The 21,617-nt window shown below is 66.1% G+C and carries 18 protein-coding genes; 14 read left to right on the plus strand and 4 right to left on the minus strand.

All coding sequences use genetic code 11. The features are described 5' to 3' along the window. Positions 1 to 71 precede the first annotated feature (71 nt). Entirely contained in the window at positions 72 to 647 is a 576-nt protein-coding gene (locus ACCC97_RS16140; protein ID WP_042672602.1) for a C40 family peptidase, read from the minus strand. Positions 648 to 888: 241 nt separating this feature from the next. On the opposite strand from ACCC97_RS16140, the gene ACCC97_RS16145 reads away from it, so the two are divergent. Beyond that, positions 889 to 2,019 (plus strand): PQQ-dependent sugar dehydrogenase, encoded by a 1,131-nt coding sequence (locus tag ACCC97_RS16145; protein WP_413333851.1) that lies wholly within the window; start codon positions 889 to 891, stop codon positions 2,017 to 2,019. Positions 2,020 to 2,034: 15 nt separating this feature from the next. Here ACCC97_RS16145 and ACCC97_RS16150 read toward each other — a convergent pair whose 3' ends face one another. Next, entirely contained in the window at positions 2,035 to 2,832 is a 798-nt protein-coding gene (locus ACCC97_RS16150; RefSeq protein WP_413333852.1) for an alpha/beta hydrolase, read from the minus strand. 132 nt (positions 2,833 to 2,964) lie between these two features. On the opposite strand from ACCC97_RS16150, the gene ACCC97_RS16155 reads away from it, so the two are divergent. The 7 genes from ACCC97_RS16155 (at position 2,965) to ACCC97_RS16185 (ending at position 13,199) form a co-directional block, all read left to right on the plus strand. Further along, on the plus strand, positions 2,965 to 3,567 hold the full coding sequence (locus ACCC97_RS16155; protein ID WP_007828237.1) for an isochorismatase family protein: 603 nt from the start codon (positions 2,965 to 2,967) through the stop codon (positions 3,565 to 3,567). A 111-nt stretch (positions 3,568 to 3,678) separates the two neighbouring features. Beyond that, positions 3,679 to 5,616, plus strand: coding sequence for a propionate--CoA ligase (locus ACCC97_RS16160; RefSeq protein WP_413333854.1), 1,938 nt, complete (start codon positions 3,679 to 3,681; stop codon positions 5,614 to 5,616). A 178-nt stretch (positions 5,617 to 5,794) separates the two neighbouring features. Next, entirely contained in the window at positions 5,795 to 8,671 is a 2,877-nt protein-coding gene (locus ACCC97_RS16165) for a 2-oxoglutarate dehydrogenase E1 component (RefSeq protein ID WP_007828239.1), read from the plus strand. Between the two features lie 55 nt (positions 8,672 to 8,726). Continuing rightward, complete coding sequence (gene odhB, locus ACCC97_RS16170; protein ID WP_413333856.1) at positions 8,727 to 9,986, plus strand: 2-oxoglutarate dehydrogenase complex dihydrolipoyllysine-residue succinyltransferase; 1,260 nt, start codon at positions 8,727 to 8,729, stop codon at positions 9,984 to 9,986. Between the two features lie 18 nt (positions 9,987 to 10,004). Beyond that, positions 10,005 to 11,435, plus strand: coding sequence for a dihydrolipoyl dehydrogenase (gene lpdA / locus ACCC97_RS16175; protein ID WP_413314683.1), 1,431 nt, complete (start codon positions 10,005 to 10,007; stop codon positions 11,433 to 11,435). 13 nt (positions 11,436 to 11,448) lie between these two features. Next, positions 11,449 to 12,549 carry a cell division protein ZapE gene (zapE, locus tag ACCC97_RS16180; protein ID WP_413333858.1) on the plus strand — a complete coding sequence of 367 codons (1,101 nt, stop codon included), beginning with the start codon at positions 11,449 to 11,451 and terminating at the stop codon, positions 12,547 to 12,549. After that, on the plus strand, positions 12,546 to 13,199 hold the full coding sequence (locus ACCC97_RS16185) for a hypothetical protein (RefSeq protein ID WP_413333860.1): 654 nt from the start codon (positions 12,546 to 12,548) through the stop codon (positions 13,197 to 13,199). Before zapE ends, ACCC97_RS16185 begins: the two co-directional genes overlap by 4 nt. A 26-nt stretch (positions 13,200 to 13,225) precedes the next feature. Here ACCC97_RS16185 and ACCC97_RS16190 read toward each other — a convergent pair whose 3' ends face one another. Continuing rightward, positions 13,226 to 13,999 carry a PP2C family protein-serine/threonine phosphatase gene (locus ACCC97_RS16190; RefSeq protein ID WP_007828247.1) on the minus strand — a complete coding sequence of 258 codons (774 nt, stop codon included), beginning with the start codon at positions 13,997 to 13,999 and terminating at the stop codon, positions 13,226 to 13,228. A gap of 106 nt (positions 14,000 to 14,105) precedes the next feature. On the opposite strand from ACCC97_RS16190, the gene ACCC97_RS16195 reads away from it, so the two are divergent. Continuing rightward, positions 14,106 to 14,309, plus strand: a complete 204-nt coding sequence (locus tag ACCC97_RS16195) for a YdcH family protein (protein WP_007828249.1) — start codon at positions 14,106 to 14,108, stop codon at positions 14,307 to 14,309. Next, entirely contained in the window at positions 14,306 to 16,384 is a 2,079-nt protein-coding gene (locus tag ACCC97_RS16200) for an ATP-dependent DNA helicase (RefSeq protein WP_413333862.1), read from the plus strand. Before ACCC97_RS16195 ends, ACCC97_RS16200 begins: the two co-directional genes overlap by 4 nt. 7 nt (positions 16,385 to 16,391) lie before the next feature. Here ACCC97_RS16200 and ACCC97_RS16205 read toward each other — a convergent pair whose 3' ends face one another. Then, positions 16,392 to 17,198: an outer membrane protein assembly factor BamD gene (locus tag ACCC97_RS16205; protein ID WP_007828252.1), complete on the minus strand. Its 807-nt coding sequence runs from the start codon at positions 17,196 to 17,198 to the stop codon at positions 16,392 to 16,394. A 50-nt stretch (positions 17,199 to 17,248) separates the two neighbouring features. On the opposite strand from ACCC97_RS16205, the gene ACCC97_RS16210 reads away from it, so the two are divergent. The 4 genes from ACCC97_RS16210 (at position 17,249) to ndk (ending at position 21,608) form a co-directional block, all read left to right on the plus strand. Next, positions 17,249 to 18,247 (plus strand): RluA family pseudouridine synthase, encoded by a 999-nt coding sequence (locus ACCC97_RS16210; protein WP_413333864.1) that lies wholly within the window; start codon positions 17,249 to 17,251, stop codon positions 18,245 to 18,247. Between the two features lie 128 nt (positions 18,248 to 18,375). After that, positions 18,376 to 19,224, plus strand: coding sequence for an SMC-Scp complex subunit ScpB (scpB, locus tag ACCC97_RS16215; protein WP_007828273.1), 849 nt, complete (start codon positions 18,376 to 18,378; stop codon positions 19,222 to 19,224). Continuing rightward, positions 19,221 to 21,029, plus strand: coding sequence for a pseudouridine synthase (locus ACCC97_RS16220; protein ID WP_413333866.1), 1,809 nt, complete (start codon positions 19,221 to 19,223; stop codon positions 21,027 to 21,029). Before scpB ends, ACCC97_RS16220 begins: the two co-directional genes overlap by 4 nt. A 153-nt stretch (positions 21,030 to 21,182) precedes the next feature. Beyond that, the gene (gene ndk, locus ACCC97_RS16225) at positions 21,183 to 21,608 is read left to right on the plus strand and encodes a nucleoside-diphosphate kinase (protein WP_007828277.1); all 426 of its coding nucleotides are present in this window, start codon (positions 21,183 to 21,185) and stop codon (positions 21,606 to 21,608) included. Positions 21,609 to 21,617 lie beyond the last annotated feature (9 nt).

Here is a 21,617-nt window from a genome sequence, read left to right on the forward strand (position 1 = left end):
GGGCGCGACCGAGCGCCCATGAAAAAATCCCGCCGAGGCGGGATTTTTTTTCGTCCTGGCTTGCGGAGGGCTCAGTTGCCGGTGTTGGCGAGAGCCGCAGCCTTGACTTCTTCCGTCGGTCCGCCGAGCACGCGGCGGGCGCCGTCGAAGCGGTGTTGCCAGTAGCTTCCGTTCATGTCTTCCACGCGAACCTGGGCGCCGGAGCGGGGCGAGTGGATGAACTTGCCTTCGCCGACGTAGATGCCGACATGGCTGAAGGCGCGGCGCATGGTGTTGAAGAACACGAGATCGCCGGGCTTGAGCTGGCTGCGATCGATCTTCTCGGTGGCGGCGGCTTGCTCTTCGGCGCGGCGCGGGAGCATGTGGCCCACGGTCTGGTTGTACATGGCGCGAACGAAGCCGCTGCAATCGAAGCCCGATTCGGCGGTGTTGCCGCCGCGGCGGTATGGAACGCCGAGGAAGCCGATGGCGGTCACCACGAGATCCGAAGTGCGTTCGGTGACGGTCTGGCGAACCTGCTTGAGCTGTCCGATGATGCCCTTGTCGGCGAGCATTCGTGCCAACTCGTCATCGGTCTTGTCTTGTTGGGGGGCCGCATGAACGGCGACGGCAAATAGAAGGGACGCGGGAAGGACGAAAAAACGCATGGCGCGTAGGATATTGATGACGCGCGGTTATGTCAATTTAAACAGAATTAGCGAATCCATTTGTAAGTCATTGATTTACATGGGAAATTTTAATCCGGTTCAGGAAAAAATGTAACGGCGAGCGTTTATGGCCCATAAGCGGTTGACCTCGAAAGGGCCCTCGGACCTCGGGTTGATCGATGCTCTTGCTGGATTCAGTCGTTATTTCCCGTCAAGATCGCCCCAACTTCACGGAAAAGCCATGAATTTGCCGCGCTTATCACTTTTGGCTTCTCTTCGTCTCTGGACATTTGTCACGGTAATCGGTTTCTGCGCCACCGCCGCGGCGCAGATGAGGCCTGAAACGTTGGTTACCGGTCTTGAAAACCCGTGGGGCGTCGCCTTCCTCCCGGGTGGCCGTTTCGTGGTGACGGAGCGGCCCGGCCGCCTCCGGCTGGTCGGTGCCGACGGGAAGATCTCGGCGCCCATCGCGGGCTTGCCTCTCATCGCGGCGGGCGGGCAGGGCGGCTTGCTCGACGTGCTGGCCGACTCCGACTTCGAGAAAAACCGCACGCTGTACTTCTGCTTCTCCGAACCCGATGCCGGCGGTTCGGCCAACAGCACCGCGCTGGCCCGCGCCAATCTGTCGGCCGACGGCACCAAGCTCGAGGGGCTGAAGATCATCTTCAGCCAGCAGCCCAAGGTCGCGAGCCGCAACCACTTCGGCTGCCGCATCGTAGAGGCGCGCGATGGCGCGCTGTTCCTCACGCTGGGCGACCGCTTCAGTCGCAAGGAAGACGCGCAGAAGCTCGACAACCACCTGGGCAAGATCGTGCGCATCGGCAAGGACGGCACGGTGCCCAAGGACAACCCCTTCGTCGGCAAGGCGGGCGTGCTGCCCGAGATCTGGAGCTACGGCCATCGCAACGGACAGGGCGCCACGCTTGCGCCCGACGGCCGCCTCTGGATGACCGAGCACGGGCCGCAGGGCGGCGACGAAATCAACATTCCGCAGGCCGGCCGCAACTACGGCTGGCCTGTCATCACCTACGGCGAGAACTACGGCGGCGGAAAGATCGGCGACGGCATCACGGCCAAGGAGGGCATGGAGCAGCCGCTGCACTACTGGGTGCCGTCGATCGCGCCGTCCGGCATGGCGTTCCTGACCAGCGACCGCTACGGCGCGGGCTGGAAGGGCAACCTGTTCGTGGGCTCGCTCAAGTTCGGCTATCTCGACCGCATCGAGCTGAAAGGCGCAAAGGTGGTCGCCGAGCACAAGCTGCTGGCCGAGGGTCGCGCCCGCATACGCGACGTGAAGCAGGGGCCGGATGGATTGCTCTACGTGCTCACCGACGAAGCCGACGGCAAGCTGCTGCGCCTGCGGCCGAACTGAGTTCGGCGCGAATTTTCAGCCAGGGCAGCCCGGCAGCGGCAAGGTCGGCAGCATCCGGCGCCAGAGGCGGTTCCACTCAGGCCAGTCGTGGCCGCCTTCTGTCGTGAAAACGCGCTCGGGCGGCAGTACGTTCGCCAGTAGCCGGTTGCTGAAGGCAAAGCGGTCGTCCACGCCGTAGCCCAGATAGAGCGGCGGCCGCACGCCTGCCGTGTTCGTGAAGCCCGCGTAACCGCGCAGCCATTGCCAGAGCTGTGTCTCGTTGGGCGTTCGCGGAGGGCTCGCGGCCGGGTCGACCAGCGGCCCGTTCCACCTGGCGAGGCCGCCCGCGTTGGCGATGTCCGTGCCGAGCGCGCGCTCGCCGAGATAGGGCGCGAGCGTCACCAGCCCGGCGAGTTCGCCGGGGTGTGTCTGCGCATAGAGCATTCCGCCGAAACCGCCGAGGGAAATGCCGACGAACCAGAGGTGGCGGTAGCCCTGGCTGCGCGCCGGCGCGACCACGTCGGCGTTCAGGCGATCGAGGATGGTCTTGTCGTTGTAGTAGCCCAGATGTGCGTCGACCAGCATCACGTCTGCCGCGACGCGATTCTCCTGAACGGCATGGACGAAGCCCTCGCGCGCGAACTCGTCGGGCGCCGAGTAGGCGCCGGGAAGCATGACCAGCAGCGTGTCGACCTCGCCGCGTGCGCAGCTGCTCCTTTCGAGCGAAGTCGCCATCGGCACCACGGCCTTGCGCACGCCGCCGCAGGCCACGGCGAGCAGCGCGGCGCCGAGGCCCAGCGCCGCGAGGCACGCCCGTTTGGAGAACAGCTTCATGCGCCGCAGTTTAGGCGTGCCTCGATGCGGGCAGACGGCCCGTGCCGGCGGGCGCAGGTCGAGAGAGCCCGACGCGGTCCTTTCGGTGGTACGGTTCAGCCCAACTCAACCGATACCTGAAAGACACCGCTCATGCTGCTCGACGCCTCGCTCTCCCAACTCGTTCTGGTCGACTACCAGGCGCGGCTGATGCCGGCGATCTTCGAGGGCGAGGCCGTCGCGCAGAACGCAGTGCGCCTCGGCAAGATGGCGCACCTGTTCCAGGTGCCGGTGTTCGGCACCGAGCACAACCCCTCCAGCCTTGGCGAAAACCTGCCCGACGTCCGCGCGCTGTGCCAGCGCACCCTGTCGAAGATGCATTTCAGCGGCGTGGAGGAAGGCCTCGGCGAGTGGCTGCGCGTGCCGGCCAAGGCGCCGCAGGGCAATGCGCGCAGCCTGCCCAAGCATCTGCAAAAGCCCGCCGCCGCGGCCGAGGAGCGCAACAGCATCGTGATCGCCGGCTGCGAAGCCCATGTCTGCCTGCTGCAGACCGCGCTCGACCTGCTGGAAGACGAGTTCGAAGTCTGGGTCGTGACCGATGCCTGCAGTTCGCGCACCGAGCGCAACCGCGACGCGGCCTTCGACCGGCTGGCGGGTGCCGGTGCCGAACTCGTGACGACCGAGATGGTCGGTTTCGAGTGGCTGCGCACGGCGGAACACCCCGCGTTTCCTGAATTGCTTTCGCTCGTCCGGTAACCGCATCTGCGGCGGGAGGAAGGGCTCGGCCGGATTGTTCCGGCCGTCAGCTTGCTGCAAGATCGACCTCCATAATTATGAATTCAGTTTTGGTGGTGCTGCCAGACCCGAATGAATAACAGGAGACATACCCAGATGAGCCGCTACGAAGAGTTCTATCGCCAGTCCGTCGATGCGCCCGAGGCCTTCTGGGCCGAGCAGGCGAAGCTGATCGACTGGCAAAACCCCGCGCAACAGATCCTGGATGCCAGCCGGCCGCCTTTTGCGCGCTGGTTCGTAGGCGGCACGACCAACCTGTGCCACAACGCGGTCGACCGGCATCTGGCCGCGCGGGGCGATCAGCCCGCGCTGGTCTTCGTCTCCACCGAAACCGGCGTCGAGAAGAGCTGCAGCTTCAACGAGTTGCATGCCGAGGTGCAGCGCACCGCCGCCAGCCTGATCGAACTCGGCGTGGGCAAGGGCGATCGCGTGCTCATCTACATGCCTATGATTCCCGAGGCCGCCTTCGCGATGCTGGCCTGCGCGCGCATCGGCGCCATCCATTGCGTGGTGTTCGGCGGATTCGCCAGCGGCTCGCTGGCCACGCGCATCGAGGACGCCGAGCCCAAGGTGATCGTGAGCGCCGATGCGGGCTCGCGTGGCGGCAAGGTCATTGCGTACAAGCCCTTGCTCGACGAGGCGATCCGCCTGTCGAAACACAAGCCCTCGGCGGTGCTGCTCACGGACCGCGGCCTCGCATCCATGGACCTGACTGCGGGCCGTGACCACCTGGCCGCCGAACTCAGGCGCAAGCACCTCGACGCCAAGGTGCCCTGCACATGGCTCGCCTCCACCGACATCAGCTACACCATCTACACCAGCGGCACGACCGGCAAGCCCAAGGGCGTGCAGCGCGACGTGGGCGGCTACGCGGTCGCGCTGGCCGCCAGCATGAAGCACATCTTCGACGGCCGACCCGGCGAAACCTACTTCTCGACCAGCGATATCGGCTGGGTGGTGGGCCACAGCTACATCGTCTACGGCCCGCTCATCGCGGGCATGGCGACGATCATGTACGAGGGCCTGCCCACGCAAGGCATCGACCGGCAGCCCGACGGCGGCATCTGGTGGCGACTCGTCGAAAAGTACAAGGTGACGGTGATGTTCAGCGCTCCCACCGCGGTGCGCGTGCTCAAGAAGCAGGACCCGGCGCTGTTGAAGAGGTACGACCTGTCGAGCCTGCGCGCGCTGTTTTTGGCGGGCGAGCCGCTCGACGAGCCCACCGCACGCTGGATCAGCGAAGGCCTGGGCGTGCCGATCATCGACAACTACTGGCAGACCGAATCGGGCTGGCCGATGATCACCATCGCCAACGGCGTGGAGGCCAAGCCCAGCAAGTTCGGCAGCCCGGGCGTGCCGATGTACGGCTACCGCATCAAGATCCTGCATGAATCGACCGGCGAAGAACTGACCGCCCCGAACGAGAAGGGCGTGGTGGTGGTCGAAGGCCCGACGCCGCCCGGCTTCATGCAGACCGTATGGAAGGACGATGCGCGCTTCGTCAACACCTACTGGAAGAGCGTGCCCGGCAAGATGGTCTACTCGACCTTCGACTGGGGCATTCGCGACGAAGACGGCTATTTCTACATCCTCGGTCGCACCGACGACGTGATCAACGTGGCAGGCCACCGCCTCGGCACGCGCGAGATCGAGGAGAGCATCTCGGGCCACGCCAACGTGGCCGAGGTCGCTGTGGTGGGCGTGGCCGACGCGCTCAAGGGCCAGGTCGCGATGGCCTTCGTCGTTCCCAAGGACGGCAAGGCCGTGGGCGACGCCGATGCGGCACTCAAGCTCGAAGGCGAGATCATGAAGATGGTGGCAGACCAGCTCGGGGCGCTGGCGCGGCCAGCGCGCGTGCGTTTCGTGAGCGGCCTGCCCAAGACGCGCAGCGGCAAGCTGCTGCGCCGTGCCATCCAGGCTGTGTGCGAGCAGCGCGACCCGGGCGACCTGACCACCATCGACGACCCCGCCACGCTGCAGCAAATCAAACAGTTACTCTCTTCCGCCTGAATGAGCAGTGGAGGGGTTGCGAAGCTCCTTTGGGCCGTCATATGGTTGACGTGGCACAATGCCAAGGTACTCAGGCCCTTCCCCAGCCACAGTCGCATCCGCCAATCGGTTCAGCCGTGTCGCGGAAGGTTTCTTAACCAGCTAGTGCTTCCTTCAGGGAAGCGAAGGTCAGCGGATCATGAGCGATTCTTCTACGCCCACGGCGTACACAGCCTATCAAGGCAACACCTACCTCTTCGGTGGCAATGCGCCCTATGTCGAAGAGATGTACGAGAACTACCTCGCCAACCCCGGCAGCGTGCCCGACAACTGGCGTTCGTATTTCGACGCGTTGCAGAACGTTCCCGCCGCCGATGGCACCAACACCCGCGACGTTCCGCACCTGCCGGTCATCAATGCTTTCGCCGAACGCGCGAAGCAGGGCACGACCAAGGTCGTGCAGGCCAGCGGCGCCGACTCCGAGCTCGGCCGCAAGCGCACCTCGGTCCAGCAGCTGATCGCCGCCTACCGCAACGTCGGCGCCCGCTGGGCCGACCTCGATCCGCTCAAGCGCGCCGAGCGTCCCTCGATCCCGGAACTCGAACCCTCGTTCTACGGCTTCACCGACGCCGACCTCGAGACGGTGTTCAATACCAGCAACACCTTCTTCGGCAAGGAGACCATGTCGCTGCGCGACCTGCTCAACGCCTTGCGCGAAACGTACTGCGGCACGATGGGCGCCGAGTACATGTACACCACCGACCAGAATCACAAGCGCTGGTGGCAGCAGCGGCTCGAAAGCGCCCGCACCAACCCCAAGCTCAGCGCCGAGCAGAAGAAGCATGTGCTGAACCGCCTCACGGCCGCCGAAGGCCTCGAGCGCTTCCTGCACACCAAGTACGTCGGCCAGAAGCGCTTCTCGCTCGAAGGCGGCGAGAGCTTCATCGTCGCGATGGACGAACTGATCAACCAGGCCGGCGCCAAGGGCGTGCAGGAAATCGTGATCGGCATGGCCCACCGCGGCCGCCTGAACGTGCTGGTCAACTCGCTGGGCAAGATGCCGGCCGACCTGTTCGCCGAGTTCGACCACACCGCCCCCGAAGACCTGCCCAGCGGCGACGTCAAGTACCACCAGGGCTTCAGCTCGGATGTGACCACCCCTGGCGGCCCGGTGCACCTGAGCCTCGCGTTCAATCCCTCGCACCTCGAGATCGTGAACCCCGTGGTCGAAGGCTCGGTGCGCGCCCGCATGGACCGCCGCGGCGACCCGCTGGGCAAGCAGGTGCTGCCCGTGATCGTGCACGGCGACGCCGCCTTCGCAGGCCAGGGCGTCGTGATGGAAACGCTGGCGCTGGCCGAGACCCGCGGCTACTCCACCGGCGGCACGGTGCACATCGTCATCAACAACCAGATCGGCTTCACCACCAGCGACCCGCGCGACAGCCGCTCGACGCTGTACTGCTCGGACATCGTCAAGATGATCGAGGCGCCGGTGCTGCACGTGAACGGCGACGACCCCGAAGCCGTGGTGCTCGCCACCCAGATCGCGCTGGACTTCCGCATGGAATTCCAGAAGGACGTGGTCGTGGACATCATCTGCTTCCGCAAGCTGGGCCACAACGAGCAGGACACCCCCTCGCTCACCCAGCCGCTCATGTACAAGAAGATCGCAGTCCACCCCGGCACGCGCAAGCTGTACGCCGACAAGCTGGCCGCGCAAGGCCTGGGCGACACGCTCGGCGACGACATGGTCAAGGCGCAGCGCGCCGCCTTCGACGAAGGCAAGAACACCGTCGACCCCGTGCTCACCAACTTCAAGAGCAAGTACGCCGTCGACTGGAGCCCGTACCTCAACAAGAAGTGGACCGACGCCGGCGACACCGCCATTCCCTCGAGCGAGTGGAAGCGCCTGGCCGAGAAGATCACCTTCGTGCCCGAGGGCTTCACTGTGCACCCGCTCGTGAAGAAGGTGCTGGATGACCGCGCCGCCATGGGCCGCGGCGACGTGAACGTCGACTGGGGCATGGGCGAGCACATGGCCTTCGCATCGCTGGTGGCCAGCGGCTACCCGATCCGCCTGTCGGGCGAAGACTCGGGCCGCGGCACGTTCACGCACCGCCACGCCGTGCTGCACGATCAGAACCGCGAGAAGTTCGACACCGGCACCTATACGCCGCTGCAGAACGTGGCCGACAACCAGGCGCCGTTCGTCGTGATCGACTCGATCCTGTCGGAGGAGGCCGTGCTCGCATTCGAATACGGCTACGCCTCGAACGACCCGAACACGCTCGTGATCTGGGAAGCCCAGTTCGGCGACTTCGTGAACGGCGCGCAGGTGGTGATCGACCAGTTCATCGCTTCCGGCGAAGTGAAGTGGGGCCGCGTCAATGGCCTCACGATGATGCTGCCGCACGGCTACGAAGGCCAGGGCCCCGAGCACAGCTCGGCTCGCCTGGAGCGCTTCATGCAGCTGAGCGCCGACACCAACATGCAGGTGGTGCAGCCGACCACGGCCAGCCAGATCTTCCACGTGCTGCGCCGCCAGATGGTGCGCAACCTGCGCAAGCCGCTGATCATCCTGACGCCCAAGTCGCTGCTGCGCAACAAGGACGCGACCTCGCCGCTGTCCGAGTTCACCAAGGGCAGCTTCCAGACCGTCATTCCCGACAGCAAGGGCTTGAAGGCCGAGAAGGTCAAGCGCCTGATCGCCTGCTCCGGCAAGGTCTACTACGACCTGGCCAAGAAGCGCGAAGAGCAGGGCACCGAGGACGTGGCGATCATCCGCGTCGAGCAGCTCTACCCCTTCCCGCACAAGGCTTTCGCTGCCGAGATCAAGAAGTACCCGAACCTCGTCGACGTGGTGTGGTGCCAGGACGAGCCGCAGAACCAGGGCGCCTGGTTCTTCGTGCAGCACTACATCCACGAAAACATGCAGGACGGCCAGAAGCTCGGCTACTCCGGCCGTGCTGCCTCGGCATCGCCGGCGGTGGGCTACTCGCACCTGCACCAGGAACAGCAGAAGGCGCTCGTCGATGGCGCGTTCGGCAAGCTCAAGGGCTTCGTGCTGACCAAGTAATCAAAAGCCTTTTTTCACACGAACACCCTGAAGAAAAAATCGGAGCTCACTCCAAATGTCTATCGTAGAAGTCAAAGTCCCCCAGCTTTCCGAATCCGTGGCCGAAGCCACCATGCTCACCTGGAAGAAGAAGGCCGGCGAAGCCGTCGCCGTCGATGAAATCCTGATCGAGATCGAGACCGACAAGGTCGTGCTGGAAGTGCCCGCGCCCTCGGCTGGCGTGCTGGCCGAAATCGTGCAGCCCGATGGCGCCACCGTGGTGGCCGATCAGCTGATCGCCAAGATCGACACCGATGGCAAGGCTTCGGCCGCCGCACCGGCGGCTGCGCCTGCCGCAGCTCCGGCTGCCGCCGCGCCTGCACCGGCAGCTGCTGCCGCCGCCACCGGCGGTTCGAAGGCCGACGTGGCCATGCCCGCCGCCGCCAAGCTGCTGGCCGACAACAACCTGAAGACCAGCGACGTGGCCGGCACCGGCAAGGACGGCCGTGTCACCAAGGGCGACGTGCTCGGCGCGGTCGCTTCGGGCGCCAAGCCCGCGGCCATCATTCCCGCACCGGCCGCCAAGCCCGCACTGCCGCAAGTCGCCGCGCCCACCAGCGCGCCCGACCTGGGCGAGCGCCCCGAGCAGCGCGTGCCGATGAGCCGCCTGCGCGCCCGTATCGCCGAGCGCCTGCTGCAGTCGCAATCGACCAACGCCATCCTGACGACCTTCAATGAAGTGAACATGGCGCCCGTCATGGAGCTGCGCAAGCGCTTCCAGGACAGCTTCACCAAGGAACACGGCGTGAAGCTCGGCTTCATGAGCTTCTTCGTGAAGGCCGCGGTGCATGCACTGAAGAAGTACCCGGTGATCAACGCCTCGGTCGACGGCAACGACATCCTGTACCACGGCTACTTCGACATCGGTATCGCCGTCGGTTCGCCGCGCGGCCTGGTGGTGCCGATCCTGCGCAATGCCGACCAGATGAGCTTTGCCGACATCGAGAAGAAGATCGCCGAGTTCGGCAAGAAGGCACAAGACGGCAAGCTGGGCATCGAAGACATGACCGGCGGCACGTTCTCCATTTCGAATGGCGGCACCTTCGGCTCGATGCTCTCGACCCCGATCATCAACCCGCCCCAGTCGGCCATCCTCGGCGTGCACGCCACCAAGGACCGCGCCGTCGTCGAGAACGGCCAGATCGTCGTTCGCCCGATGAACTACCTCGCCATGAGCTACGACCACCGCATCATCGACGGCCGTGAAGCCGTGCTGGGCCTGGTCGCCATGAAGGAAGCGCTGGAAGACCCGTCGCGCCTGCTGTTCGACATCTGATCCGGGAGAAAGAACCAGATGGCAAACAAGCAATTCGACGTCGTCGTCATCGGCGGCGGCCCCGGCGGCTACATTGCGGCGATCCGCGCCGCGCAACTGGGCTTCAACGTGGCCTGCATCGACGAGTGGAAGAACGGCAAGGGTGGCCCCGCACCGGGCGGCACCTGCACCAACGTCGGCTGCATCCCCTCGAAGGCGCTGCTGCAATCGTCGGAGCACTTCGAGCAGGCCGGCCACCACTTCGCGGACCACGGCATCAAGGTCGAAGGCCTGGGCCTCGACATCGACAAGATGCTGGCCCGCAAGGACCAGGTCGTGAAGCAGAACAACGACGGCATCCTGTATCTGTTCAAGAAGAACAAGATCAGCTTCTTCCATGGCCGCGGCTCGTTCGTGAAGACCGATGCAGCCGGCTACGAGATCAAGGTGGCGGGCGCCGCCGAAGAGTCGATCAGCGGCAAGCACATCATCGTGGCCACGGGCTCCAATGCCCGCGCGCTGCCGGGCACGCCGTTCGACGAGGAGAACATCCTCTCGAACGACGGCGCGCTGCGCATCGGCGCTGTGCCGAAGAAGCTGGGCCTGATCGGTTCGGGTGTCATCGGCCTCGAGATGGGTTCGGTGTGGCGCCGCCTCGGCGCGGAAGTCACGGTGCTCGAAGCACTGCCGACGTTCCTGGGCGCTGTGGACGAGCAGATCGCCAAGGAAGCCAAGAAGGCCTTCGACAAGCAGAAGCTCAAGATCGAGCTCGGCGTGAAGGTCGGCGAGATCAAGTCGTCGAAGAAGGGCGTGAGCGTTGCCTGGACCAACGCCAAGGGCGAAGCCCAGACGCTGGAAGTCGACAAGCTGATCGTGTCGATCGGCCGCGTGCCCAACACCATCGGCCTGAATGCCGAAGCCGTGGGCCTGAAGCTCGACGAGCGCGGCGCCATCAACGTCGATGACGACTGCAAGACCAACCTGCCCAACGTCTGGGCCATCGGCGACGTGGTGCGCGGCCCGATGTTGGCGCACAAGGCCGAGGAAGAGGGCGTTGCCGTGGCGGAGCGCATCGCGGGCCAGCATGGCCACGTGAACTTCAACACGGTCCCGTGGGTGATCTACACCAGCCCCGAGATCGCATGGGTCGGCCAGACCGAGCAGCAGCTCAAGGCCGCGGGCCGTGCATACAAGGCCGGCACATTCCCGTTCCTCGCGAACGGCCGCGCACGCGCGCTGGGCGACACGACCGGCATGGTCAAGTTCCTGGCCGACGCAGCGACCGACGAGATCCTGGGCGTGCACATCGTGGGTCCGCAAGCGAGCGAACTGATCTCCGAAGCCGTGGTGGCGATGGAGTTCAAGGCCAGCGCGGAAGACATCGCGCGTATCTGCCATGCGCACCCGTCGCTGTCGGAAGCCACGAAGGAAGCGGCACTCGCCGTGGACAAGCGCACGCTGAACTTCTGATCTCACCGATCTTTTGACCAGCGTCAAACAGGCCTACGAGGCGGAACTCGCTACGCGCGGGTTCAGGAGCGATCCCGCGCAGCTGCGCGCCGTGGAGGCGCTGGATCGCTGCGCCAGCGAATGGGCCGCCTACAAGGCCCAGCGCTCGAATGCGCTGAAGAAGTTCATCAACCGGCCGGAGCTCCCGCGCGGCGTCTACATGTACGGTGGCGTCGGTCGGGGCAAGAGCTTCCTGATGGACCTGTTCTTCAATGCGGTGCCGCTGCGGCGCAAGACGCGCCTGCACTTTCACGAGTTCATGCGGGAAGTGCACCGCGAGCTGCGCGAGTTGCAGGGCACGGTGAACCCGCTCGACGAGCTGGGGCTGCGCATATCGAAGCGCTACAAGCTGATCTGCTTCGACGAGTTCCATGTGGCGGACATCACCGACGCGATGATTCTTCATCGGCTGCTGGTGTCGCTGTTCGAGAACGGCGTGGGCTTTGTCACCACCTCGAACTTCAAGCCCGACGATCTGTATCCCGGTGGCTTGCACCGCGACCGCATCCTGCCGGCCATTGCGCTCCTGAACGAGAAGCTCGAAGTGCTGAGCGTCGACAACGGCACCGACTACCGGCGCCGCACGCTCGAACAGCTGCGCATGTACCTCACGCCGAACGACGGGGCCGCCGAGAAGGAGATGCGCAAGGCCTTCGACAAGCTGGCCGAGACGGCTGACGAAAACCCGATCCTGCACATCGAGCAGCGCGAGATCCGCGCACTGCGCAAGGCCGGCGGCGTGGTCTGGTTCGATTTCAAGACGCTGTGCGGCGGTCCGCGCTCGCAGAACGACTACCTCGAGATCGCCAGCCAGTTCCACACTGTGCTGCTGTCCGACGTGCCGCACATGCCGGTGCGCATGGCCTCGGAAGCGCGCCGTTTCACATGGCTGGTCGACGTCTTGTACGACCGGCGCTGCAAGCTCATCATGTCGGCTGAGGTTCCGCCCGAGGCGTTGTACACGGAAGGGCCGCTGTCGCACGAGTTTCCGCGCACGGTCTCCCGGCTCACCGAAATGCAATCGAGCGAGTTTCTCGCCCTCGAACGCCGCATCGTCGACACCCGACTCACATGAAAAAAATCGCTCTTGCCCTGCTGATGACGTTGGCCAGCCTTCCGCTGTGGGCACAGTCCAATGCCGCTACGGGCAGTGCCGACCTCGAGGCCGAGAAGCGCCGGCTCTCCAGCGAGCGCGAGGTCATCGAGAAGCGTTTTGTCGAAGAGCGGGCCGCCTGCTACAAGAAGTTCGCGGTGGAAGACTGCCTGCGCGAGAGCCGGGGCCGGCGTCGCAAGGAAACCGACAATATCAAGCGGCAGGAAACAGCGATCAACGACATCCAGCGCCAGCGCAGCGGCGCGGCCGAGCTGCAAAAGCTTGACCAGAAGGCCGGCACCCAGCGCCCGCAGGACACCCGCGAGAAGCAGGAGGAGTCGATCCAGGGCCAGAGGGACCGCGAGCAGCGCGCGGCCGACCATGCGGCCAGCCGCGCCGCCACGGCCGCCGATGCTGCCGAGCGCGAACGCCAGTTTCGGTCCAAGCAGCAGGCCCATTCCGACGAGCAGGCCAAGGCCGCCCAGCGGCAGGCCGAGGCGCCTGCCGCCGTCAAGCGTTTCGAAGACAAACAGAAGCGGGCCGAAGAGCACAGGGCCAGCCGCGAGCGGCAGAACGCCAATCGCAGCAAGCCGCGCGCGGCGCCGCTGCCGCCGCCGCCGGCCACACCCTGAGCGGGGCAAGAAGGCAGGGGCGCCGCTCAGGCGGTTGTCGCCGGCAGCGGATCGAACTTCAGGACGACAATCGAGATGTTGTCGCCCGTGCCCCGGGCTCGACGGCGCGCTTCACCCACCAGGATTTCGACCGCATCGCGCGGCGGCTGCGCGTACAGCACGCTCGCCAGCTCTTCGGGGCTGAAGTAATGCCACAGTCCGTCGCTGCAGGCCATCAGCAGGTCGCCCGGTTCCATCTTCGGAATGTAGTAGGGGTCGATGGGCGGCGGCGTGGTCGTCATGCCCAGGCAGCCGAGCAGGATGTTGCCTTGCGGGTGGACGTTGGCCTGGGCCTCGGTGATCTGGCCGCGGTCGATCAGCACCTGCACGTACGAATGGTCGCGCGTGCGCTTGACGAGCTGCCCGTCATGGAAGTGATAGATGCGCGAGTCGCCGGCATGGATCCAGGCACAGTCGCCCTTGGGGGTCATGAGGAAGGCCGCGAGCGTGCTGTGCGGCTCCTGTTCGCTGGAAACGGCGGTGAGCTTGATGACCGTGTGCGAGTCTTCGAGGATCTGCTTCAGCACGGCTTCGGGGTCGTCGCGGCTGGGCTGGTAGCGGGCGAAGAGCTGGCGTGCCGTCATCAGCACCTGATCGGAGGCCTTGCGCCCGCCGCTGCGCCCGCCCATGCCGTCGGCCACGATGCCCAGCACGCAGCCAGGCACGCGTGGATGGCTCATCATCAGCACCTGGTCTTGTTGGTACGGGCGGTCTCCCTTGTGGAGTCCGGTGGCCGCGGCGAGTCGAAAGCCTTGGGTCATGAGGCATATGCGCCGAAGCGCGTGTTTCTGTCTTCTCGGAGATTCGTGTCAGGACGTATTATCGAATGAACATGCGCCGCGAAAACCTCGCAGCCGCTCCCCACCGTTGGACTCCAATCTTCACTCCCTTTCCCGCCAGCTGATCGAATTGCGCATCGAGCATGCCGATCTCGACGCCACCATCGACCGGCTGGCTGAGGGCTCGCCGCAAGACGAGCTGTTGCTGCGGCGCCTGAAAAAGCGCCGCCTCGCACTGCGCGACCAGATCGCGCGCCTCGAAAACGACCTCGACCCGAAAGAGCCGGCGTGACGGGGGCGCTCGAAGACCAGGTGCGCGACGCCTTCGCGCAGGACGGCGCGCTGTCGCGTGCCGCCGAGCAGTTCCGCGAGCGCGCGGGTCAGACCGAGATGGCGATAGCCGTGGCCCGCACCATCGACCAGGGCGGCGTGCTGGTGGTCGAAGCGGGCACCGGGGTGGGCAAGACTTTTTCGTATCTCGTGCCGGCCCTGCTGAGCGGCGAACGCGTACTGCTCTCGACCGCCACCAAGACGCTGCAGGACCAGTTGTTCGGCCGCGACCTGCCGCGTCTTGTCGAAGCCTTCGGGCTGCCAGTGCGCACCGCGCTGCTCAAGGGGCGCGGCAGCTATCTTTGCCTGCACCGGCTCGATCTGGCGCGCCACGATGCCTCCTTGCCTGAACGCGGCAGCTTGCGCACGCTTGCCAAGATCGAGCAGTGGTCGAAGGCCACGCGCACCGGCGACCTGGCCGAGCTGCCGGGGCTGGACGAGCGCTCGCCGCTGATCCCGCTGATCACCTCCACGCGAGAGAACTGCCTGGGCGCGCAATGCCCGCAGTTCAAGCCCTGCCATGTCAACCTGGCACGGCGCGAGGCGCTGGCGGCCGACATCGTGGTCATCAACCACCATCTGTTCTTTGCCGACCTCGCGGTACGCGAGACCGGCATGGCGGAGCTTCTGCCGACCGTGAGCGTGGTGGTGTTCGACGAAGCGCACCAGCTCAACGAAACCGGCGTGCAGTTTCTCGGTGCGCAGCTCGGCAGCGGGCAGGCGCTCGACTTTGCGCGTGACATGCTGGGTGCCGGCCTGCAGCATGCGCGCGGCCTGGTCGACTGGCAGCAACTGGTCGCGGCAGTCGAGCGCGCCGCGCGCGAACTGCGGCTCGTGGTCGGCAAGCAATGGCCCGGCGCCAAGCTGCGCTGGCTGGGTGCCTCGCCCGAGGGTGTCGATCCCGATGCGTGGCAGCAAGCGCTGGACGACCTGCTGCAAGCGTTCGAGCTGTCGGCCGAGGGGCTCGCCACCGTCAGCGAAATCTCGCCCGACTTCGTGCGGCTGCACGAGCGGGCCCGCCAACTCGCGAAGCGCATCGCGCGCTTCGCCCTGCCATGCGAGATCGATTTGGTGCGCTGGGTCGATGTGGGCTCGCAGCTGCGGCTCATCGAATCGCCGCTGGACATCGCCGACGCCATGCGCAAGCGGGTGCTCAAGATCGCCGAGGCAGACCTCGATGCGGCCGATGGCGACGACGAGGATCTCGACGGCTATGGCGAGCGGCCGGCGCGCGAGACGGCGGCGCAGCAAGATGGCGGCCGCGCCTGGGTCTTCACCTCCGCAACGCTGGGCGACGAGCCCACGCTGCGCTGGTTCACCGAGCCCTGCGGCCTGCAGGACGCGGAAGTGCTGCGCGTGCAAAGCCCGTTCGACTATGCCTCGCAGGCTGCGCTCTATGTGCCGCGTGCGTTTCCCAAGCCCAACGATCCGTCGCACAGCCAGCGCGTCGCGCAACTGGCCGCGCGCGGCGCGACCGAGCTGGGCGGCCGCACGCTGGTGCTGACGACCACGCTTCGCGCACTGCGCACCATCGGCGACGAGATGAGGCAGCAATTCGAACTGCTCGACGCGCAAGCGCGCCCCGAAGTGCTGGTGCAGGGCGAGCTGCCCAAGCGCGTGCTGATGGATCGCTTCCGCGAAGGCGCGAGCGCCGGGCGCGCAGGCTGCGTGCTGGTGGCGTCGGCCTCGTTCTGGGAAGGCTTCGACGCACCGGGCGATGTGTTGCAACTGGTGGTGATCGACAAGCTGCCGTTCCCGCCGCCGAACGATCCGCTGGTCGAGGCGCGCTCGCAGCGCCTTGAAGCGCAGGGGCGCAGTTCGTTTGCCGACTATTCGCTGCCCGAGGCGGCCGTGGCGCTCAAGCAGGGGGCGGGCCGATTGATTCGGCGCGAAACCGACAGCGGCGTACTGGCGATCTGCGATACGCGGCTGGTGGCCATGGGCTACGGCCGCCGGTTGCTGGCGGCGCTGCCACCGATGCGGCGGCTCGAAAACGAATCGGATTTCGAGGCCGCGCTGGACGCACTCAAGACTTAGTTAGGGGCTACCAGAGCTTCCACCAGGGATCGTCCTTGCCCTTGAAGCCGTTCGCGAGGTAGGTGCTCTTCGGATAGTTGGTGGTCAGCACGCGTTGGGTGTCGTCGCGCAGGTCTTTCATGCCGAGGGCGTCGTACGACTTCACCATGATGTACAGGGCTTCTTCGAGCGCCGGTACTTCGCGGTAGTCGGACAGCGCGACCTGGGCGCGGTTGATGGCCGCCAGGTAGGCGCCGCGCGAATAGTAGTAGCGCGCCACGTGAACTTCGTACTGCGCGAGCGAGTTCACGATGTAGTTCATGCGCTGGCGCGCGTCAGGGGTGTAGCGCGACTCGGGGAAGCGCGTGACGAGGTCCTTGAACGACTCGAAAGATTCCTTGGCGGCCTTCTGGTCGCGCTCGGACAGGTCCTGGCGCGTCATGAACGCGAACATGCCAAGGTCGTCGTTGAAGTTGATCACGCCCTTGAGGTAGAGCGCATAGTCGATGGCGGGGCTCGCCGGATGCAGCTTCATGAAGCGGTCGACGGTGGCGATGGCGTTCGCCTTTTCGCCCGACTTGTACTGGGCGTAGGCCTTTTCGAGCTGCGCCTGCTGCGCGAGCGGCGTGCCGGCGGCGCGGCCTTCGAGCTTCTCGTACAGCGGCACGGCCTTGTCGTAGGCGCCCGATCCGGCCTCGTCCTTGGCTTCCGAATAGATGCGGTTGGGGCTCCAGTTGGCGGTCTTGTCGACGGAGGTCGACGAGCAGCCAGCAGCCAGCACAGCCGCGGCGCTGAGCGCGATCCAGGCGGGGACCGATAATTTGGCGCGAAACATCACATACGGCTTTCGTGAAACAGTTGCCCTCAATTATATCGACCGACCCTTTGGGCAATACCCCCGAGGCACTGGAGGTGCCCGAGTTCGAGGAGGGGGCCGATCCGATCGAACCCAGCGAGCAGCGGCCCTTCGTCATCGACCCGGCCCAGCACGGCCAGCGGCTCGATCGCGCGCTCGCCGCGCTGGTGCCCGAGTTTTCCCGCAGTTACCTGCAGCAGCTGATCGAGGCTGGCGCTGTCGAGCTGCAGGGCCGCACGCTGACCAAGGTCTCGGCCACCGTCAAGGCGGGACAGGCCGGCCGCATCGAGCTTCGTCCCACACCCCAGAGCCAGGCCTTCCGGCCCGAGCCGATGGACATCGTCACCGTGCACGAGGACGAACACCTGCGCATCGTCGACAAGCCCGCCGGCCTGGTCGTGCACCCGGCGCCGGGACACTGGAGCGGCACGCTGCTCAATGGCCTGCTGGCGCTGGACCCGAGGGCCGTGCTGCTGCCGCGCGCCGGCATCGTGCACCGGCTCGACCGCGACACCAGCGGCCTGATGGTGGTGGCGCGCACCCGGGCCGCCATGGATGCGATGGTGGCGCTGATCGCTGCGCGCGAGGTCAAGCGGCAGTACCTGGCCATCGGCCACAAGCCGTGGGAGGGGGCCGCGGGCCGGCAGGTCGACGCCCCCATCGGGCGCGATCCGCGCAACCGGCTGCGCATGGCTGTGGTCGATCTCGAGCGTCATGCGGGCAAGACGGCGCGCACGCTGATCGAGCGGCTCGACAGCAACGCCGAAGGCTGCGCCGTGCGCTGCACCCTCGAAACCGGGCGCACTCACCAGATCCGCGTGCACATGGCGTCGATCGGCCATCCGCTGGTGGGCGATGCGCTCTATGGCGGGGCGCCGGCTGCCGGGCTGTCGCGGCAGGCGCTGCATGCATTCAGGCTGGCCTTCGTGCATCCCGTCACACAAGCGGCGCTGGAGTTCCGCTCGCCGCCGCCCGCCGACCTCGTCCTGGCTTTGCGGGCCTGGGGGCTGGATTACAATCGCGCCTGACGGCCCGAGAGCCGCGCCGGTCACCCGAGGCCGGCCTTGCGTTGCATTTGCCGCGTGCCTGCAGCGCCTACTCCTTTCATCCTTCTGAACTAGCGCCCCGAGGCGCCTTTTCCCGGATAACGCGAACCATGAATACGGCGGATGCCAAGCGCATTCTCGAAACCGCCTTGATCTGTTCGAGCCAGCCGTTGCCGGTGCGCGATATGCGCGTGCTGTTCGACGACGAGCTGGGCGCGGACACCATCAAGGTGCTGTTGCTCGAATTGCAGGAAGACTGGGCGCAGCGCGGCCTGGAGCTGGTGAGCGTCGGCAGCGGCTGGCGTTTCCAGAGCCGGCCCGAGATGCGCGACCACCTCGATCGCCTGCACCCCGAGAAGCCGCCGCGCTACACCCGCGCCGCACTCGAGACGCTGGCCATCATTGCCTACCGGCAGCCGGCCACGCGCGGCGACATGGAAGACATTCGTGGCGTGACGATCAACTCGCTGATCCTCAAGCAGCTGGAAGACCGCGGCTGGGTCGAGGTCATCGGCCATCGCGAAACGGTCGGCCGTCCGGCGCTGTATGCAACCACGCGCCAGTTCCTCGACGACCTGGGCCTGGCCTCGTTAGACCAGTTGCCACTGATCGAAACGCCCGCGCAGCAGGCAGCGCTGGTCGATGCCCTCGAGCAGGCGTCCGGCGAGCAGCAGGGGTTGCCCATCGATGCCGCGCCCGAGATCGAAGCGCTGGCAGAGGGCGATGCGGATGCATCGGGGATGGCAGAGCTGGAGTCTTCCGCCGCCGAAGCCGCCGAGGCGCAGTTTGCCGAGAACGCCGCAGGCACCGAATCTCCCATCGAGCCCGAACCCGAGCTCGCGCCGGAACCCGAATCCATACCCGAGCCCGAGTCCGCTCAGGCACCGTCGCCAGAACCCGATGCCCCGTCCCAGGACGAGGTCGACCCCCACGCTCCCTCTCCCGGAAAAACCTCATGAGCACAACCGACACCGAAGACGCGGCGATGCTGCCGGCCGAGCCCGAAGTCAAAAAGAAGAAAAGGGCGGCCCCGTCCAGGAAGGCCGCAGGTGATGCTATTGAATCGGTAGCGCCGGAGGCAGCTGCGCAGGAAATCGCTGCACCGGTGGAGGCCGAGGCGCCCAAGAAACCGAGAGCGCCCCGCAAGAAGAAGCCGGTCGAGCCGTCCATGGCGGATGAAGCGGTGGCTTTGCCTGTTGCACAGCCCCCCGAGGCGATCGCGCCGGCGGCCGTTGCCGCCGAGGAAGCTCCGGTTGTCGCCGTCGCCGCTGAAGAGGCCCGCAATCCCGCACCGGTCGAAGCCGATCGCAACAGCAGCGATGACGGCGAAGAAGAGCGGGACGAAGACGAAGAAGAGCCCGACGAAGAAGAAGACGACCTCGACCGCGCCCGCCGCGCCGCAGAGCGCGAACAGCGCAACGCGCCGCCGCCCGAGCCGATCCGTTTCTCGGACGTCATCTCCGGCCAGTTCGACGCCGACGAAGAAAGCCCCGAAGTCCCGCCGCTCAAGCGCGTGCTTCTGCCCGAGGCGGATTCGCCCAAGCTGCACAAGGTGTTGGCGCAGGCCGGCCTGGGCTCGCGGCTCGAAATGGAGCAGCTGATTCTCCAGGGCCGCATTTCCGTCAACAACGAGCCGGCCCACATCGGCCAGCGCATCCAGTACGGCGATCAGGTCAAGATCAACGGCAAGCCGATCCGCTACCGCATCGCGCCTCCGCCGCCGCGCGTGATCGCGTACCACAAGCCCGTGGGCGAGGTGGTCACGCACGACGATCCGCAGAACCGCCCGACCGTGTTCCGCAAGCTGCCGCGCCTGCAGCAGGGCAAGTGGCAGTCGGTCGGGCGCCTCGACCTGAACACCGAAGGGCTGCTGCTGTTCAGCAGCTCCGGCGACCTGGCCAATCAATTGATGCACCCGCGCTTCGGCCTGGAGCGCGAGTACGCGGTCCGTGTGCTGGGCGCGCTCACCAGCGAAGAAAAGCAGAAGCTGCTCGACGGGGTGCGCCTCGACGATGGCATGGCGCAATTCGGCACCATCGAGGACGGCGGCGGCGAAGGCTCGAACTGCTGGTATCGCGTGACCATTTCCGAAGGCCGCAATCGCGAGGTGCGCCGCCTGTTCGAGTCGGTGGGCCACGCGGTCAGCCGGCTGATTCGCATCCGCTACGGCGCCATGGTGCTGCCGCGCGGCCTGAAGCGCGGCGCCTGGATGGAACTCGACGAGCGTGATATTCGCGCGCTGTTCCAGGCTTCCGGCGGCGCGGTTGCCCGGCCCGGCCCGCAGCAGCGTGGCCCGGGGCAAGAGGGTGGTGGCGGCAATGGCCGAAGCGGGCGCAACAAGAAGCGCCGCGGCAATCGCAATGGTGGTGGCGGCCAGCAGCCGCGCGACATGCGCGATGCTCGCGACGAAGGCAGCCGGGAAGCGCCGATCCCGAATCCGCTGGGCGATGGTCGTCCGCCGCGCGGTGACCGGGGTGGCCGTCCCAATCGTGGCGGTGGCAACGGCGGTCCGCCCCAGGGGCAGGGACGCCGCGGCAACAGCGGCAACCGCCAGGGTGGCGGCAATCGCCAGCAGGGCGACGACCGTCAACCCAGCGGCGCCAACCAGCCCGATCCAATGAAGACCTCGCTGGGCTACATCGGCGCCGACAGCTTCTCGCGCCAGCGCAAGGAGCAGCGCGCAGGCCCGCGTCGTGGTGGCGGCGGCGGTGGCGGCTTCGGCGGCCAGGGCGGCCAAGGTGGCGGCCGCCGCCGCGGGCGCTGAAAGCCAGCCGTCGGTACGCGGCCTTTCGCGGGGTTTTCACCAATCCGAAAGGCTGCGCCGGTTAAAATCAGAGGCTTTGTCGACATGTGATGCAACAAGCGCGTCGCAGTTGTGACAAAACACTTCAAAATCAAAGCTCCAGGAAGCATTTCAATGGCTATCGAACGTACCCTTTCCATCATCAAGCCCGACGCAGTTGCCAAGAACGTCATCGGCAAGATCGTTTCCCGTTTTGAAGCTGCCGGCCTCAAGGTCGTCGCCGCCAAGCTGGTGCACCTGTCGCGCAACGAAGCCGAACAGTTCTACGCCGTGCACAAGGAACGTCCCTTCTTCAAGGACCTGGTCGAGTTCATGATCTCGGGCCCCGTGTTCGTGCAAGTGCTCGAAGGCGACAACGCCATTGCCAAGAACCGCGACCTGATGGGCGCCACCGACCCGAAGAAGGCCGCTGCCGGTACCATCCGCGCCGATTTCGCCGACAGCATCGATGCCAACGCCGTGCACGGTTCGGACGCTGCCGAAACCGCAGCGAACGAAGTCGCTTTCTTCTTCGCCGGCCTCAACGTCTACGCACGCTGAAGCTGTCTG

Source organism: Variovorax sp. Varisp85 (assembly GCF_047304045.1).
Classification (GTDB): domain Bacteria; phylum Pseudomonadota; class Gammaproteobacteria; order Burkholderiales; family Burkholderiaceae_C; genus Variovorax.